The sequence below is a fragment of the Pseudoalteromonas sp. HL-AS1 genome (genome assembly GCF_031198785.1).
GTDB lineage: Bacteria > Pseudomonadota > Gammaproteobacteria > Enterobacterales > Alteromonadaceae > Pseudoalteromonas > Pseudoalteromonas distincta.
On record NZ_CP133569.1, the window covers coordinates 3,356,118 to 3,370,944 of the forward strand.

The 14,827-nt window shown below is 40.0% G+C and carries 12 protein-coding genes, 3 tRNA genes and 1 pseudogene; 8 read left to right on the forward strand and 8 right to left on the reverse strand.

Annotated features, from left to right (window positions below):
* Positions 1–24 precede the first annotated feature (24 nt).
* From RB214_RS15590 to nudE, 5 genes are all read right to left on the reverse strand, one after another.
* A tRNA-Met gene (locus RB214_RS15590) sits at positions 25–101 on the reverse strand.
* Positions 102–163: 62 nt separating this feature from the next.
* Positions 164–240 (reverse strand) — tRNA-Met (locus RB214_RS15595).
* A gap of 80 nt (positions 241–320) precedes the next feature.
* A tRNA-Met gene (locus RB214_RS15600) sits at positions 321–397 on the reverse strand.
* 136 nt (positions 398–533) lie between these two features.
* A complete protein-coding gene (cysQ, locus tag RB214_RS15605) occupies positions 534–1,337 on the reverse strand; it encodes a 3'(2'),5'-bisphosphate nucleotidase CysQ (RefSeq protein WP_002963016.1) in 804 nt (267 codons plus the stop codon).
* Positions 1,330–1,902: an ADP compounds hydrolase NudE gene (gene nudE / locus RB214_RS15610; protein WP_309167752.1), complete on the reverse strand. Its 573-nt coding sequence runs from the start codon at positions 1,900–1,902 to the stop codon at positions 1,330–1,332. Before nudE ends, cysQ begins: the two co-directional genes overlap by 8 nt.
* Before the next feature lie 61 nt (positions 1,903–1,963).
* Between nudE and yrfG the strand changes: the two genes are divergently transcribed.
* A complete protein-coding gene (yrfG, locus tag RB214_RS15615; RefSeq protein ID WP_309167753.1) occupies positions 1,964–2,611 on the forward strand; it encodes a GMP/IMP nucleotidase in 648 nt (215 codons plus the stop codon).
* A 15-nt stretch (positions 2,612–2,626) separates the two neighbouring features.
* Here the strand turns inward: yrfG and RB214_RS15620 are convergent, their stop codons facing one another.
* The 3 genes from RB214_RS15620 to RB214_RS15630 form a co-directional block, all read right to left on the reverse strand.
* A complete protein-coding gene (locus tag RB214_RS15620; RefSeq protein ID WP_002963012.1) occupies positions 2,627–3,250 on the reverse strand; it encodes a dUTP diphosphatase in 624 nt (207 codons plus the stop codon).
* A gap of 80 nt (positions 3,251–3,330) precedes the next feature.
* A complete protein-coding gene (locus RB214_RS15625) occupies positions 3,331–3,699 on the reverse strand; it encodes a YacL family protein (RefSeq protein ID WP_002963010.1) in 369 nt (122 codons plus the stop codon).
* 116 nt (positions 3,700–3,815) lie between these two features.
* Positions 3,816–4,040 (reverse strand): hypothetical protein, encoded by a 225-nt coding sequence (locus RB214_RS15630; protein WP_002963009.1) that lies wholly within the window; start codon positions 4,038–4,040, stop codon positions 3,816–3,818.
* A 303-nt stretch (positions 4,041–4,343) separates the two neighbouring features.
* Between RB214_RS15630 and uvrD the strand changes: the two genes are divergently transcribed.
* From uvrD to RB214_RS15665, 7 genes and pseudogenes are all read left to right on the forward strand, one after another.
* Complete coding sequence (uvrD, locus tag RB214_RS15635; RefSeq protein ID WP_002963007.1) at positions 4,344–6,509, forward strand: DNA helicase II; 2,166 nt, start codon at positions 4,344–4,346, stop codon at positions 6,507–6,509.
* A complete protein-coding gene (locus tag RB214_RS15640; protein ID WP_309167754.1) occupies positions 6,487–8,556 on the forward strand; it encodes a GNAT family N-acetyltransferase in 2,070 nt (689 codons plus the stop codon). Before uvrD ends, RB214_RS15640 begins: the two co-directional genes overlap by 23 nt.
* A 183-nt stretch (positions 8,557–8,739) precedes the next feature.
* Complete coding sequence (locus RB214_RS15645) at positions 8,740–9,036, forward strand: hypothetical protein (RefSeq protein ID WP_309167755.1); 297 nt, start codon at positions 8,740–8,742, stop codon at positions 9,034–9,036.
* Positions 9,033–9,386 (forward strand): IS66 family insertion sequence element accessory protein TnpB, encoded by a 354-nt coding sequence (gene tnpB / locus RB214_RS15650; RefSeq protein ID WP_309167756.1) that lies wholly within the window; start codon positions 9,033–9,035, stop codon positions 9,384–9,386. Before RB214_RS15645 ends, tnpB begins: the two co-directional genes overlap by 4 nt.
* A 70-nt stretch (positions 9,387–9,456) precedes the next feature.
* Positions 9,457–10,985 (forward strand): annotated as a pseudogene (locus RB214_RS15655) (IS66 family transposase).
* A gap of 338 nt (positions 10,986–11,323) precedes the next feature.
* Positions 11,324–14,035, forward strand: a complete 2,712-nt coding sequence (locus tag RB214_RS15660) for a TonB-dependent receptor (protein ID WP_309167757.1) — start codon at positions 11,324–11,326, stop codon at positions 14,033–14,035.
* Between the two features lie 65 nt (positions 14,036–14,100).
* Positions 14,101–14,799 (forward strand): SDR family NAD(P)-dependent oxidoreductase, encoded by a 699-nt coding sequence (locus RB214_RS15665; RefSeq protein WP_309167758.1) that lies wholly within the window; start codon positions 14,101–14,103, stop codon positions 14,797–14,799.
* Positions 14,800–14,827 lie beyond the last annotated feature (28 nt).

Below are 14,827 nucleotides of genomic sequence, written 5' to 3' on the forward strand. Positions count from 1 at the left end.
TCATTTCATTCTTATTTATTTCAGTGGTTGCGGGAGCCGGATTTGAACCGACGACCTTCGGGTTATGAGCCCGACGAGCTACCAGACTGCTCCATCCCGCGCCTGAAATTTGTAGACTTGTTTAAAGTTGCTTACATTACAACTTGGCTTCCAATTAAATAATTGGTTGCGGGAGCCGGATTTGAACCGACGACCTTCGGGTTATGAGCCCGACGAGCTACCAGACTGCTCCATCCCGCGCCTGTATATTTTAAGTCTATCGACTACTTTATTTTATCTCTTAAGTTAGAGTTTACAGTAACCTCAATCCCTAAGGAAATTGGTTGCGGGAGCCGGATTTGAACCGACGACCTTCGGGTTATGAGCCCGACGAGCTACCAGACTGCTCCATCCCGCGCCTGTAATTTCTTTAAAACATTTTCGTAATATTTACAAGCCTGCCTTGAAGAGAGCGCTACTATATAGGAATAAACATTTAATGCAAGACCTAAACTAATTAAAGTTGTTCAACCGAACAAAAAGCAACCAAATTACTATTCTGCGCTCAATCTTTGATGCGGATTAATCATTTTTTGCCATTCCCAGTCGGGATGTCCCATCACTATAAAGTCAGGGTTCTCAGTACTCTCTCGTTGGTTGTACGTTAGCGGGTTAAATTCTGCATCGGTAATACAACCACCGGCTTCTTCAACAATAACTTGTGAAGCACCTGTATCCCACTCTCCCGTTGGACCAATTCTTAAAAAACAATCTGCTTTGCCCTCTGCAACAGTACAGGCTTTTAAAGAACACGAACCAATAGCAATCGTTGTAAACTGACTATTTAAATACTGACTCACCGCTTCTATTTTTTGGCGGCGGCTCACTGCAAGCGTCAAGCTCTCTGGCGGCGCTACAGATATTTGCTTATCAATTGAGTTTTCACGTTTAAAGGCACCATTTTTAGCTGTAGCAAAATAAGTCACACCTTTTGCAGGCCAATGAATAACACCAAGCACAGGGTGGTTATTTTCAATCAATGCAATGTTTACTGCAAAGTCGCCACTTTCTAAAATAAATTCGCCAGTACCATCCATCGGATCGAGCAACCAATAACGCTGCCAGTCCTGTCTGTCGGCGAGTGCTGGTATAGGTGTTTCTTCCGACATAATTGGGATATCGGGCGCAAGTGCTTTTAATCCAGCAACCAGTACGTCATTTGCTGCTAAATCAGCTTTGGTGACAGGCGTATTATCTGATTTCTCTTGTTGGCCAATATCGCCTTTTTTATAAATGGCCATAATTGCATCGCCAGCACGCTCAGCTAATTCAATACACGGTTCGATTAATTTATTCATCGGCAGCTCCAGACGCTAAATACTTATCTAATAATAGCAAAGCTGCAACACTGCGTGCTTCGGTAAAATCTTCTTGGTATAATAATGACTGCCACTGAGTTAATGGCCACTTAACAACAACAAGCGGCTCTGGTTCGTCGCCAATAAGGGTTTGTGGGTATAATTGCTTAGCAAATAAAATATGCATAGTGGCATTAAAGTAACTCGGCGCCATTGTTACTGTTCTTAATGGTTTAAAATACTCAGCACCAAAGCCAATTTCTTCTTTAAGTTCTCTGTTAGCAGCTTGCTCTGGCGTTTCGCCCGGATCAATTAAGCCTTTAGGAAAACCTAACTGGTAATTGTTTGTGCCCGCACAGTATTCACGTACAAGTAGTAACTCATTATCTGCACTTAACGGAACAATCATCACTGCTCCCCGGCCACCGCCGCGAATTCGCTCATACTGGCGCTCTTCGTTATTAGAAAACTTTAACTCTAAAGACTCCACAGTAAACAGGCGACTTTTAGCAACAACATTGTTACTGAGGATTTGTGGTGGTGTTGGGTGCTTTTTCTGTGTCATTGGCGTTAATTTGCTATCATGGCAGTTAGTTCAATAATAAACCTTATAAGTTGAAATTCCTATGTTAAATTGGTCAAAAATCGATACCGTTTTGCTCGACATGGATGGAACATTACTCGATTTACATTACGACAGTCATTTTTGGCTTAACGTTATCCCTGCGCAACACGCATTAGCTAGAGGCATTAGCCTAGATGCAGCTAAAGCAGATATTTTAAAACGCTATCAAGCTGTGAGCGGTCAAATACAGTGGTATTGTTTAGATTATTGGGAGCAGCAATTAAACTTGCCTATAATGGAGCTTAAACGAGAGTCTCAGCATTTAATTAAAATGCGCGAAGACGTACCTCATTTTTTAACCGAGCTTAAAAAAGCAGGCAAAGAGTTAATTTTACTTACCAACGCCCACCCTGAGAGTGTCATGCTGAAATTTGAGCATACAGCGATTGATAACTACCTAGATGGTGTAGTGTCTACTCATGAATATGGAGTAAGTAAAGAGCAGCAAAGTTTGTGGCACCAAGTACAAAAAGACTTAGGGTTTAATAAGCAGCGCACTTTGTTTGTAGATGACAGTATGCCGGTATTAAATGCCGCGCGAGAATACGGCATTGAGCACTTACTTGCAGTTGCTAACCCTGATAGCCAACAACCACATAACGAAATAGCCGATTACCTGAGTGTTACCGACTATCGTAAGATTATTTAACGTAGTTTACTTGGGCTAGATTTTTGGGTAACGCGCTTCAAGGCCTTGATATACTAACTTTGCAAAATCTGCATGTTCCGTATCAAGGCTTTTAACTACTTCAACTAAATGCTCGTTATCTTCTTGCCCGTTCCACTCTTTGATATAGCTACCATCTTTATAACCGTGATCTTGGCGGAAAAAGTTTAACGTATTTTTCCCTACGTAGCCGCGATATAAATCATCAATATCCATACCCATTTGCGCCATACAGCCAGCAAATGCAGCTGCATTAAACGTTTTATCTGCAACAGCAGAAGCCGCTAATATTTCTAGCGTTTGTTTAAAGTCATCCGCTTGTTGAGCATTACTAAGTTCAGCTTCAAGTTGCTTTGCTAAGTCTTCGTAGCTAGTTTTGCCGTCAATTCTAAGCGATAAACCAAAATGAAAAATATCAACCAACTCTAAAATAACTTGTTCGGTATCTGGTGTTTGTTTTTTCCACCATTTCCAACCATGATGATCCAGCATTTCAGCACACTCAACCCAAATAGCGCGGTACCATTCGAATCCTTGAGTAAACCATTGCTCATGTACTTTAGTGTTCATGGCGTTTTGCATTTCTAGCATAACTACTAGCTTGTTTAAATTGGCAGACATATTCATTCCTGTCGTTTTTGATTAGTGTAATAGTACAGATAAAGGAAGCTTAACGCATCAGCACTATCTTAATATGTAGTTTACTTTGAGCCGCTAAATTCAGCCCATGAATCAATTAAATCAATGAAATCTTCAAAGCCACAACCACTACTTAAACCATTTTCTTCAAGCGCTAAATCGTCATCTTGATACGCTATTAGGTCTTCACTGTCTTGATGAAGCGCATGGGCTTCAAATAGTGCTTCGTCTTTGGTTAATATTAAATCTATTTCTTGGCCTTTTAGCGTTAGCGGCTCATAGCTTGAACTCACCGATGCAATAAGCGCTTGCACCATAGCTACTTTGTCTTTGCCTATTTCTTCGTTTAGCCAGCGACCAATAATAGCGTGTTCACTGCTTATTTTAATACGTAGCCCACTAATAGGGTCGCGAATAAATTGATATTCCATAGGGTTTGCCTGTAAATCTTTAATTGCGTAATTATATACGTAAACGCCCGCAAACCACAGGACATATAAAGTAAAATAGCGCCACAAGGGCGCTATTTTATTCAACTTTAAAGCCGTTAACTTCGCGATCTATAACGCGCTGCGTCAATAATCGACCATAAGTAAATAATAGGCACAAGTACAAAACCTACAAGCACATAAATTAGTGCGTAACTTATTATAATAGCGAGTGCAAAAAATATAGCCGCTAAAATACGCCCTTGCACTAACTGCCCTAAACCAGGAAAAAATATATTACATAATGCTGCGATTACGTTACCGCCAGAACCTTGATCTGCCATACTAACCTCTGTATTTATTTGATTTTATAATTATTTACTTACACACTCTATGCCAATTTATTAAAGCTTACAAATCAAATAGTTAAATTACCCTAGATTTAGAGAGTTAGTAAAAATTGCTAACTTTAGGTCAAATTAGCAATTTTTATTGTGCGTTTACACTTTTTTGTTTGTTTAAAAAATTAGCAAGTTACTCGTTTTTAAGGCTATTTTATAAATAGCTGTTTATAAAAACAGTATTTTATTTAGCCTAACAAAAACACCTGTTATACTGCCCACAATATTGATTAAAAAGGCGTAACGATGGACGTTTCACAATTACTCGATGGCTTAAATGACAAACAACGCGATGCCGTTGCTGCCCCACTACAAAACATGCTGGTATTAGCAGGTGCTGGGTCTGGTAAAACACGAGTGTTAGTTCATCGTATTGCGTGGCTTATGCAAGTTGAGCAAGCATCTGCTTACAGTATTTTTGCCGTAACCTTTACTAATAAAGCGGCTAAAGAAATGCGCAGCCGCGTTGAAGAAACACTAAAAGCCCCTGTAGGTGGTATGTGGATTGGTACGTTCCATGGTTTGTCGCATCGTATTTTACGTGCTCATCACCGTGAAGCTAACTTACCAGAAGCCTTTCAAATTTTAGACTCTGACGATCAACTTCGGATGATCAAGCGCTTATTAAAATCAATGAATATTGATGATAAAAAATGGCCTGCTAAACAATTTGGCTGGTACATTAGCGCCAAAAAAGATGAAGCACTTCGCCCTAAAGATATTCAAGCATACGATATTAACGAGCAAATGATGCTGCGTGTTTACGCCGCCTACCAAGAGGCCTGTGATAGAGCAGGACTAGTAGATTTTGCCGAAATATTACTGCGCAGCTACGAAGTGTTAAAAAATAACCCTACGTTACTACGTCATTACCAGCAACGCTTTGCACATATGCTCGTAGACGAGTTCCAAGATACAAATACCATTCAATATGCATGGTTAAAGTTACTTGCAGGCGATACAAGCAGTATCATGATTGTAGGCGACGATGACCAAAGTATTTACGGTTGGCGCGGTGCTAAAATCGAAAATATTAAACGATTTTTAACTGACTTTAGCGCAGAAACCATTCGTCTTGAACAAAACTACCGTTCAACTGCAACTATTTTGAAAGCGTCTAATGCATTAATTCAAAATAACTCAGAGCGTATGGGTAAAAGCTTATGGACCGACGGTAACGACGGCGAGCCAATTTCTATTTATGCGGCATTTAATGAGTTAGACGAAGCGCGCTTTGTAAGTAGCAAACTACGAAGCTGGTTAAATGCAGGTAATGCCCTACAAGATGCCGCAATTTTATACCGTAGTAACGCGCAATCTCGTGTACTCGAGGAAGCCATGCTACAAGAAGGCTTAAAATACCGTATTTATGGTGGTATGCGATTCTTCGAACGACAAGAAATTAAAGATGCGTTGTCGTACTTACGCCTAGTAGGTAATCGTCAAGACGATGCCGCATTTGAGCGTGTAATTAATACGCCAGCACGCGGTATTGGCGATAAAACATTGAGCCATATACGAGATTGTGCACGAGCAGAATCGTTACCGCTTTGGTATGCCGCAAAAGCAATTGTAGAACAACAGCATTTATCTGGTCGTGCTTCTGGTGCAGTAAGTAAGTTTGTAGAACTAGTAGAACAAATAGAAGATAAAATTAGCGATCTAACTTTGCATGAGCAAGCCAAGTACACAATTCAAACCTCAGGCTTAATGGCAATGTACCAAGCCGAAAAAGGTGAAAAAGGCCGTGCTCGCGTAGAAAACTTAGAAGAGCTAATTAGCGCTTGTGATCAGTATGAGCTGCCTGAAGACGAAGAGTACAGCTCACCTTTACAAGGCTTTTTAGCCCATACGTCACTTGAGTCAGGTGAAGGACAAGCAGAAGAACACGAAGACGCCGTACAAATGATGACGCTTCACTCAGCTAAAGGCTTAGAGTTTCCGCTAGTGTTTATGGTAGGCGTAGAAGAAGGCATGTTCCCTTCTCAGCAAAGCAACGAAGAGTCGGGTCGCTTAGAAGAAGAGCGCCGCCTTTGTTATGTAGGCATGACACGAGCAATGGATAAGTTATACATTAGCCATGCTGAGAGTCGCCGTTTATACGGGCAAGAAAAATACCATAGCCCATCTCGCTTTTTACGCGAAATCCCTGAAGACTGCGTAGAAGAAATCCGTATTAAAACACAGGTTTCTCGCCCGCCTGCCGCTGGGCGTTTTAGCGCATCAGTTAGCCATGCCGCATTTGAAGACAGTGGCTTTAACTTAGGACAACGCGTACTGCATGCTAAGTTTGGTATTGGTACTGTACTGAATTATGAAGGTAGTGGCGCACAATCTCGCGTACAAGTTAACTTTGACGACCTTGGTAGCAAATGGTTAGTAACGGCCTATGCACGATTACAAGCGGTATAAAGCACACCTAAATGAGTTAGAGCAACAATTAGCTGGCGCGTATCATCGTCAGCTAGTGTTGATCACGGGCAGCCCAGCTTGGTGTTATGAAATACTTAACTCATTAATAGATGAAAACAATACACTTGTTGTATCAAAGCAGTGCGCGATTAAAAATTCGTACTGGCCTACTCGCACACACCAAATTTTAGGGCAAGAATTTGCTCATGCTGTTTACGATGGTTTTAGTGGTTTCCACCCTGATAAACTTGCAGCACTTGCCGGCACCGTTAAAGCAGGCGGTATACTGTTTTTATTACTGCCTGAACTAGATGATTTAGGCTCTTGGCAAGATCCCGCATTAAGTACAGTGCAATCACACGGTCAGAGCATTGACTACAGCATATTTAATCAGCGTTTCGCGACTATTATTAAACCGTTACCTGCTTTTCACTTTAGTGAAAAAAATGGCTGTATTAGTAATAACGCTAGCTATGTAATGCATAATAAAATTGATTATGAGCCACAGCAAAACTGTATTGAGCAGATAGTAAAAGTAGCTAATGGCCGTGCAAACAGGCCTTTACTCATTAATGCTGATAGAGGCAGAGGTAAGTCGGCAGCACTTGGCTTAGCCGCGGCAAAACTAACTGATAAAAAAGTAATTATTTGCAGCACTCAGTTTAAAGCGACCCATAGCAGCTTTAAACATTTAGCCCAAGAGTTAAGCCTTCAATACAACGCTGAACATAAACAGCTCGCCAACTTGCACTACGTTGCACCTGACGCGTTATTAAACACACTACCTGAGTGCGATTTACTACTCGTTGATGAAGCTGCAGCAATCCCTGTTCCGTTATTACTACAAATGCTAGCTCATTACCCTCGTATAGTATTTGCAAGCACTCTGGTTGGGTATGAGGGCAATGGTAGGGGTTATACCATTCGCTTTAGTAACTATATAAAAGCGCACTATAAAGCCTCTAAAGTTGTAACGCTTGATGAGCCACTGCGTTTTGCTAAACACGATCCACTTGAGCAGCATATTCGCAGTTTATTAGCACTTGATGCACAGTATCAAGAGACTAATAGCAATAAATCGCAGATTCCTAAGCATAGTGAAGTAACTCAGCAACAACTCGTAACTGATGAAGCACTATTGTGCCAAGTCGTTGCTTTACTTGCACTTGCTCATTATCAAAGTAGTGTGAATGATTTACGCCAGTTGTTAGATGCGCCATCGCAACGCATATTTATCAGCAAAATAGACAAGCAATTAGTGGGTGTATGCTTAATCGCGATAGAAGGCGGTTTAAGTGAAGAACTTACTGAGCAAGTTATAAATGGTGAGCGCCGCCCACAAGGGCATTTAATGGCGCAAACACTTGCACAACTGAGCTTTAACAGTGATTTTTTAACTCATTTAAGTGCGCGAGTTGTCCGTATTGCAATTGATCCAAGCTCACATAATTGTGGCCTAGGAAAAGCATTACTGAGCTATAGCGAGTCACAAGTAAAAGAACAATGTACTTGGTTTGGTGCTAGTTTTGGTGCCACTGCACAATTGCTAAAATTTTGGCAAAGCCTAGGCTTTAATGCTGTTAAATTAGGTTACCAACGCGACAAAAGCACTGCTGAGCACGCAACTTTAGTTGTTAAATCTCTTAATGCACCACAACAAAGTTTACAGTCACTGATTAAACAGTTTCAATACGAGCTCTTTTATAGCCTATTAAGCCACTTTAAGTCATTAGAATGGCAACTGGTTAGCACATTACTGCGCTCATTTAATGATGAGGTAATAGCTTCTGATACGTTAAGGTTATTTACACAGCAACTCAGCAGTAACCGCTTTACTATTTCACCCACTCTCTGGCGTTTAATTAGCCAAAATCCTGTTATAATTACTAGGATAGCAGCCAATCAGCAGCAACTTTTAATTCAAACAGTTTTACAACACCATACCGATGAGCAACTTATTAAAAATTTTAATCTCAGCGGCAAAAAGCAATTAGAACAGCAGTTCAAAAACACAACAAACATACTCGCAAAGCAACTTTCTTCATAAAGCCATTTCACTTTTCTGCAGACGTAAAAAAGCCCGAATCGTTAAATTCGGGCTTTCTACAATTTGGAGTCGGCGCGCTACTTCGTAGCGACAACGCAGTAGAATGGTAAGCGTCCGAGCAACGACACCTAGCAGAGTGGATTTAATTAATTGAAAATACCGTCTGTTTCTACTGGAGGTATTATGCAAAAAAGAACCCTTAATGACTGGCAAAAATTGATTGAGCAGCAACAAACCAGCGGCTTATCTATTGTCGCATTTTGTAAAGAAAACATGTTACCCACTTCAAACTTTTATAAATATCGGTCTAAGTTACAAGACGCTGCAAAAGCACCTAAATTGGTGAAAGTGCAAAACAAAGCCATTTCCCATAAAGTGAATGCCTCAATCACGTTATTTCATGGTGAAACTCATTTAACTATACCAACCTCATCTGAGCCTACATGGGTGGCTAATTTAATAAAGGCGCTGCAAGCATGAACATGTTTATTGATGTGCCCGACGTGTACCTTTGCAATCAGTTTGTCGACTTCAGAAAATCCATTAATGGCTTAGCGGCCATTGTTGAAAGTGAACTCGAACTGTCAGTGCTATCCGGTGCCGTGTTTGTTTTTTGTAATAAAAGCCGAGATAAGCTGAAGATATTGTATTGGGATAACACAGGCTTTGCCCTGTGGTATAAACGCCTCGATAAGCACAAATTTAAATGGCCGAAAAACCTCAGCGCCGACACCCTAAACTTAACCGAGCAACAATTACACTGGTTATTATCTGGGTATGATGTCATAGGGCATCAACAAATCAACATCGGAAACGCTAGCATTATTTAGATCGTCGCGGGATCAATATTAACCATCGCATTAAGCTAGTTTACGGTAAAAAACATTATAAAATAAAAGGATGAATATTGATGTTAACTGCCTTCCAGACGATCCGGCTTTGCTTAAAAAGCTGCTGGCAGAGCACGCTGAAAAATTAGCGCAAGCGACTGCAAGAAACCGGTATCTAGAGGAACAATTCCGCCTAGCGCAACAAAAACAATTTGGTAAAAGTGCCGAAGTCTTTGACGCACAAGGTGAATTGTTTAATGAAGCCGAAGACATCATTGAGCAACCTGATGAGCTTGCTACGCAAGAGATTAGCTACACTCGCAAAACACCAAAGCGCAAACCATTACCAAAAGATTTACCGCGTGAGCAGGTTGTTCATTATATCCCTGAGTCAGACAAACACTGTGACTGTTGTGGTGGTGAGCTGCATAAAATGGGTGAAGATGTCTCAGAAAAACTCGACTTTATACCCGCAAAGGTAAAAGTGATTGAGCATATCCGTCCAAAATATGCGTGTCGTGAATGTGAAAAAACAGGCACCAAAAACAACATCAAGCAAGCGAAAATGCCTGTTATGCCAATCAACAAAGGCATGGCGACATCAAGTTTATTAAGCCAAATCATCACCAGTAAATATCAGTATGCGTTGCCGCTTCACAGACAAGAGGCGATGTTCAAACAATACGGGATTGAACTGAGCCGACAAACCATGAGTGACTGGGTGTTAAAATCAGCCACCTTGTTTGAACCATTGATAAAACGATTTAAACAAGATCTGTTAAAACAACCGGTGGTGCATGCGGATGAAACTACTGTGAATGTGGTTAATTCGGATAAAGTAAAAAGTTACATGTGGTTGTATTGCACAGGCACCGATTCACCACATCCCATAAACAAAGAACAAACAAACCACATACCTAATATTGTGCTTTACGACTATCAAAACAGTCGGGCGGCTTCCTGCGTCGTCGATTACCTTGATGGTTATTCGGGCTATTTACAGGTGGATGGTTATCAAGCCTATGCACAAACGCAAGCAACGCTAGTTGGCTGTTGGGCACATGCTCGAAGAAAATTCATTGAAGCCAAACAAGTGCAAGGTAACAAGAAGACAGGTAAAGCCGATGTGGCATTAAGTCTTATTCAAAAGCTTTACGGTATTGAATCAAAGCTCAAAGACAAAAAACCGATGAAAAACATGAAATAAGGCAACAACAAACAAAACCAATTCTCGACAAATTACATCAATGGTTAGAGCAAAACCAGCCACGGTTAATTGGTAAAACAAAACTAGCAGAAGCCGCTAACTATCTAGCGAACCAATGGCCTAAACTTATTATTTACCTTGAAGATGGTCGATTAAATATCGACAACAACCGTGCTGAACGAGCAATAAAACCGTTCGTCATTGGCCGCAAGAACTGGATGTTCAGTCAAACATCTAACGGAGCGAATGCCAGTGCGGCTTTATACGGCATTATCGAAACGGCCAAAGCCAATGGTTTAATCCCATTCGATTACATCATGAAATGCCTAGATGAACTCTGCCAAGCAGAGCCAGACATCAACAGTCTATTACCTTGGAATATTATTAGTTAGGTGTAGATCACCAGACGTTTACATTTGTGTTAACGCTTTTCTTTCATTAAGAAAAGGCAATTTACATAAGCTTAAATCCATAAAATATACTCACTGTATAACGATATATAACACTTGCTTATTGTGTTTACCTATCTAACTAGGTAAACGTTTACCCAATTTAAATTCATTTAAAATCAATTGATTGTGTTGCTGGTGTTGTTTTTGTATATTTTTTGTTAGAAAACGTTTACCTTTGGTGTTATAAATGTCGAACAATACGATATATAAACATATGCTACGGACGAAAAAAGTAACTAGGGAAGATTGCAATACAACAATATTAACGGGGAAAAATAATGAATAAACTATTTAAGACTACTTTAGTGGCGTTGGCTGTAAGTCAAATTTTAGCCGCTCAATCGGTTGTAGCCGATGAAACCGAAAATAAAATGAAAGATGTTGAGGTAATTGAAGTTAAAGGCTTTGGTGCCGCGTTGGGTAAAGCCTTACGCGAAAAACGTTTTTCTGACTCCGTGGTAGAGATAATATCATCAGATGATTTAGGTGTATTACCAGATGTCAGTATTACGGATTCACTTGCTCGTTTGCCGGGTATTGCTGCCTCACGTGATAGAGGTAATGCAAGTAGAATATCTATTCGTGGTATGGGACCTCGTTTAAATAATGCAACGATGAATAACCGAGAAATTGTATCAGCTGAGCCAAGCCGAGATGTACGTTTTGAACAATTTCCGGCAGAATTAATAGATTCAGTTGAAGTGTATAAAAGCCCTATTGCTAGTTTGGCTGAAGGTGGGATCTCAGGTTTAGTGAACATGAACTTTGTTAGTCCACTCTCTAAAGATAAAAGAGTTTTTACAGTATCAGGCAACTTAATGAAAAACACGTTAGCTGATGATTTACCAAATACCGATGGTGTTGGTAAAAAATTGGGTATTAGTTATGTAGATCCTATCTCAGATACTTTTGGTATCGCACTAGGTCTTACCTATCAAGATCAGCCATCTTTAGAACGTGGTGTGGAATCTTGGAATTATAACAATGGTGATACTCGTGGTGATTTGAATGGTAATGGGATACCTGAACACGCACCTTTTGGCGTAATGGCCAAGAGTAAACAAGGTAATAATGAGCGTATTGGTGGCCTTGCAATCGTTGAGTGGATGCCAACTGACAGTCTAACAGTGAAAGGCGATTTATTTTATTCACAGTTCGACATTAAAGAGCGTGATGACCAAATGGGACCTGGTGATTTAGGTAACTGGGATGATGCTGATGCACCTGAAGGTGGCTGGGGAGCTGAAGCATATAACAACGGCTCTTATAAAATAATTCCTCATGCCGACGGAACAGAACAGCTTGTTGCTGGTAGTCAATTAGTTGGCCTTGATGTTTCAAACCCAACCTGGTTCCAAACCAATGAAATGTTAAGCACAGGATTAAATATTGAACACATTGGTGATACTTGGACTATCACTGCCGATGTTGGTTATTCAAAAGCCAGTATCGAATCTGTTTGGGTAAATATAAAACCTACTTACGTAGGTGGCGATTACGAACTAGGTTTTGATGTTGAAGGTAAAGATGCCGCTGAAATTATTGTTAAAAATGGTGATATCAGCAGCCCTGAAAATTATTCATTGGGTAGCGTATCAGATGTATGGACCGAAACATCACCAGGTAATTGGGAAATTACAAGTCAAGAATATACGCCATCTGAAATGACAGGCGATGATGACAAAGTTCTAACCGATGAGATGTACAATGTTAATTTAGACTTTGAGCGCGACTTATATTGGGGCGTGATTGAAAAAGTAAAATTTGGTGGGCGTTTAACCGACAGAACCAAAGAGAATGATCAAATAAATGATTGGTTCCGTTATGCTAAACAAGACCATGGTTTAACGGACTATGGTATGAGTTATGAAATTGGTGGCGATTATAATGTCCCAGCAATTTATTCATTTAAAGATTGGGATCAAGTGGCCAATGTGGCATTTGGTGGCTCCACCAATCCAAGAGATCGTTCGGATAAAAACCAACTGGCTTCTTGGGAATTAAATGAAAAAAATACCGCAGCCTATGTGATGTTTAATATCTCAGGTGATGTTGGCGATACCACGTTCACTGGTAACTTTGGTTTGCGTTATGCAAAAACAGAAGTTGAGTCCATCGGTTATGAACAGAACGCTGGCGGTGATATCGTGCCGTTAACGGTTGATCACGATTATGATGTAGTGCTGCCATCATTAAATATGGTATTTAATATCACTAATGAATCGCAAATCCGTTTAGGCATTGCACGTACCATGTCTCGTCCTCCTTTATTAGAAATGCGTACTGGTTATTCGTTTGATGATACGACTCAACCTCCATCAGCAAGTGGCGGTAATCCATTACTAGACCCATATTTAGCAAACCAAATTGATTTAGGTTACGAATATTTCTGGGGCGAAAGTTCAGCGGCAACCATCAATTTCTTTATAAAAGATCTAGATTCGCACATTGGACTTTCAGAAGAGATGATAGAAGTTGATGGTCAATCGTACACCATGACTCGCTCTATCAATGGTGACGGTGGAGTCATTCAAGGCTTTGAATTATTGTATCAACAATCATTTGACATGTTACCTGCGCCATTTGATGGGTTAGGTGTGTTTGCTAACTACTCTTACACAGACAGTGATGTAGAAGAATTCAAACCAACAAGTAATCCATATAACTTAGGCGGTCTTTCTAAAGATATCGCAAGTTTAACTTTATGGTATGACAAAGATGGTTTTGATGCTCGAGTGTCTTACAACTACCGCAGTGAGTTTACTGGCATAAATAGTTGGGATCCTTCGAAGGTTAACTTGAATGCTGAAGAAACTACGGTTGATGCAAGTATTGGTTATCAAGTAACTGAAAACTTTAAATTAACCCTACAAGCTCAAAATCTAACCAACCAAGCTTCTGTAAGTTATTGGGATAATGACTATAGCAAGCCAGCTAAAAATGTTGAATGGGGTCGTCGATTCCTAATTGGTTTCCAATATTCAATGTAAATAAGACATAATCGGTAAAGTGTTGTTAACACTTTACCGCTTTTTTTATTTTAAGGATATTGAAAATGGCCAAACATATATTGCTCACAGGTGCGTCATCTGGAGTTGGTAGAGAGTTAGCAATAACGCTATCTAATCTCGGTTTTACGTTAAGTATATGCGGAAAAACTAGCAGCAAAGTTCAAACAACATTGTCTAAACTTAAATCAAACACACCAGTCTATTCCGACTGTTTTTGTTTGTCTGACCAACAAGCACTTAATCAATTTGTAACTGAATCTAAAAAAGCCAATGGCGATATAGATATTTTAATTAATTGCGCAGGGTTAAATTCATCAAGAACATTAGCGCATCAGCCACAGTGGCAAGAATGTACAAAAATGATGGAGATTAATTATTTTGCTCCAGTACGATTAGTTGAGTTAGTTTTACCATCCATGTTGACAAAAAAAGATGGCATTGTACTGAATGTCCTGTCAACCACATGTTTATATGCAAATGCAGGCATTGCCCAGTACACGGCCAGTAAGTCAGCATTAGATATGTATACTAAAGTGTTGAGAAAAGAGCTTCATGCTAGCGGTATAAAGGTTCTGTCCGTTTATCCGGGAGGTATTAATACTGAATTTAGATCTGAATCAAGACCAAACTATTTAAATCCTGAGGATGTATCAGAGGCGATTGTGTCTATGTTACAGACAAAAGGAAATGTACATGTACATGAATTGGTTATTAGACCTGAGTGTGAAAGTAACTTTTGCTAAATTATTATTGCTGAATTCAGCGTTAAGG

Bases quoted from the DNA above. Each gene is read 5' to 3' on its own strand.
- cysQ (WP_002963016.1), bottom strand. From the start codon at position 1,337: ATGAATAAATTAATCGAACCGTGTATTGAATTAGCTGAGCGTGCTGGC.
- nudE (WP_309167752.1), bottom strand. From the start codon at position 1,902: ATGACACAGAAAAAGCACCCAACACCACCACAAATCCTCAGTAACAAT.
- yrfG (WP_309167753.1), top strand. From the start codon at position 1,964: ATGTTAAATTGGTCAAAAATCGATACCGTTTTGCTCGACATGGATGGA.
- RB214_RS15620 (WP_002963012.1), bottom strand. From the start codon at position 3,250: ATGTCTGCCAATTTAAACAAGCTAGTAGTTATGCTAGAAATGCAAAAC.
- RB214_RS15625 (WP_002963010.1), bottom strand. From the start codon at position 3,699: ATGGAATATCAATTTATTCGCGACCCTATTAGTGGGCTACGTATTAAA.
- RB214_RS15630 (WP_002963009.1), bottom strand. From the start codon at position 4,040: ATGGCAGATCAAGGTTCTGGCGGTAACGTAATCGCAGCATTATGTAAT.
- uvrD (WP_002963007.1), top strand. From the start codon at position 4,344: ATGGACGTTTCACAATTACTCGATGGCTTAAATGACAAACAACGCGAT.
- RB214_RS15640 (WP_309167754.1), top strand. From the start codon at position 6,487: ATGCACGATTACAAGCGGTATAAAGCACACCTAAATGAGTTAGAGCAA.
- RB214_RS15645 (WP_309167755.1), top strand. From the start codon at position 8,740: ATGCAAAAAAGAACCCTTAATGACTGGCAAAAATTGATTGAGCAGCAA.
- tnpB (WP_309167756.1), top strand. From the start codon at position 9,033: ATGAACATGTTTATTGATGTGCCCGACGTGTACCTTTGCAATCAGTTT.
- RB214_RS15660 (WP_309167757.1), top strand. From the start codon at position 11,324: ATGAATAAACTATTTAAGACTACTTTAGTGGCGTTGGCTGTAAGTCAA.
- RB214_RS15665 (WP_309167758.1), top strand. From the start codon at position 14,101: ATGGCCAAACATATATTGCTCACAGGTGCGTCATCTGGAGTTGGTAGA.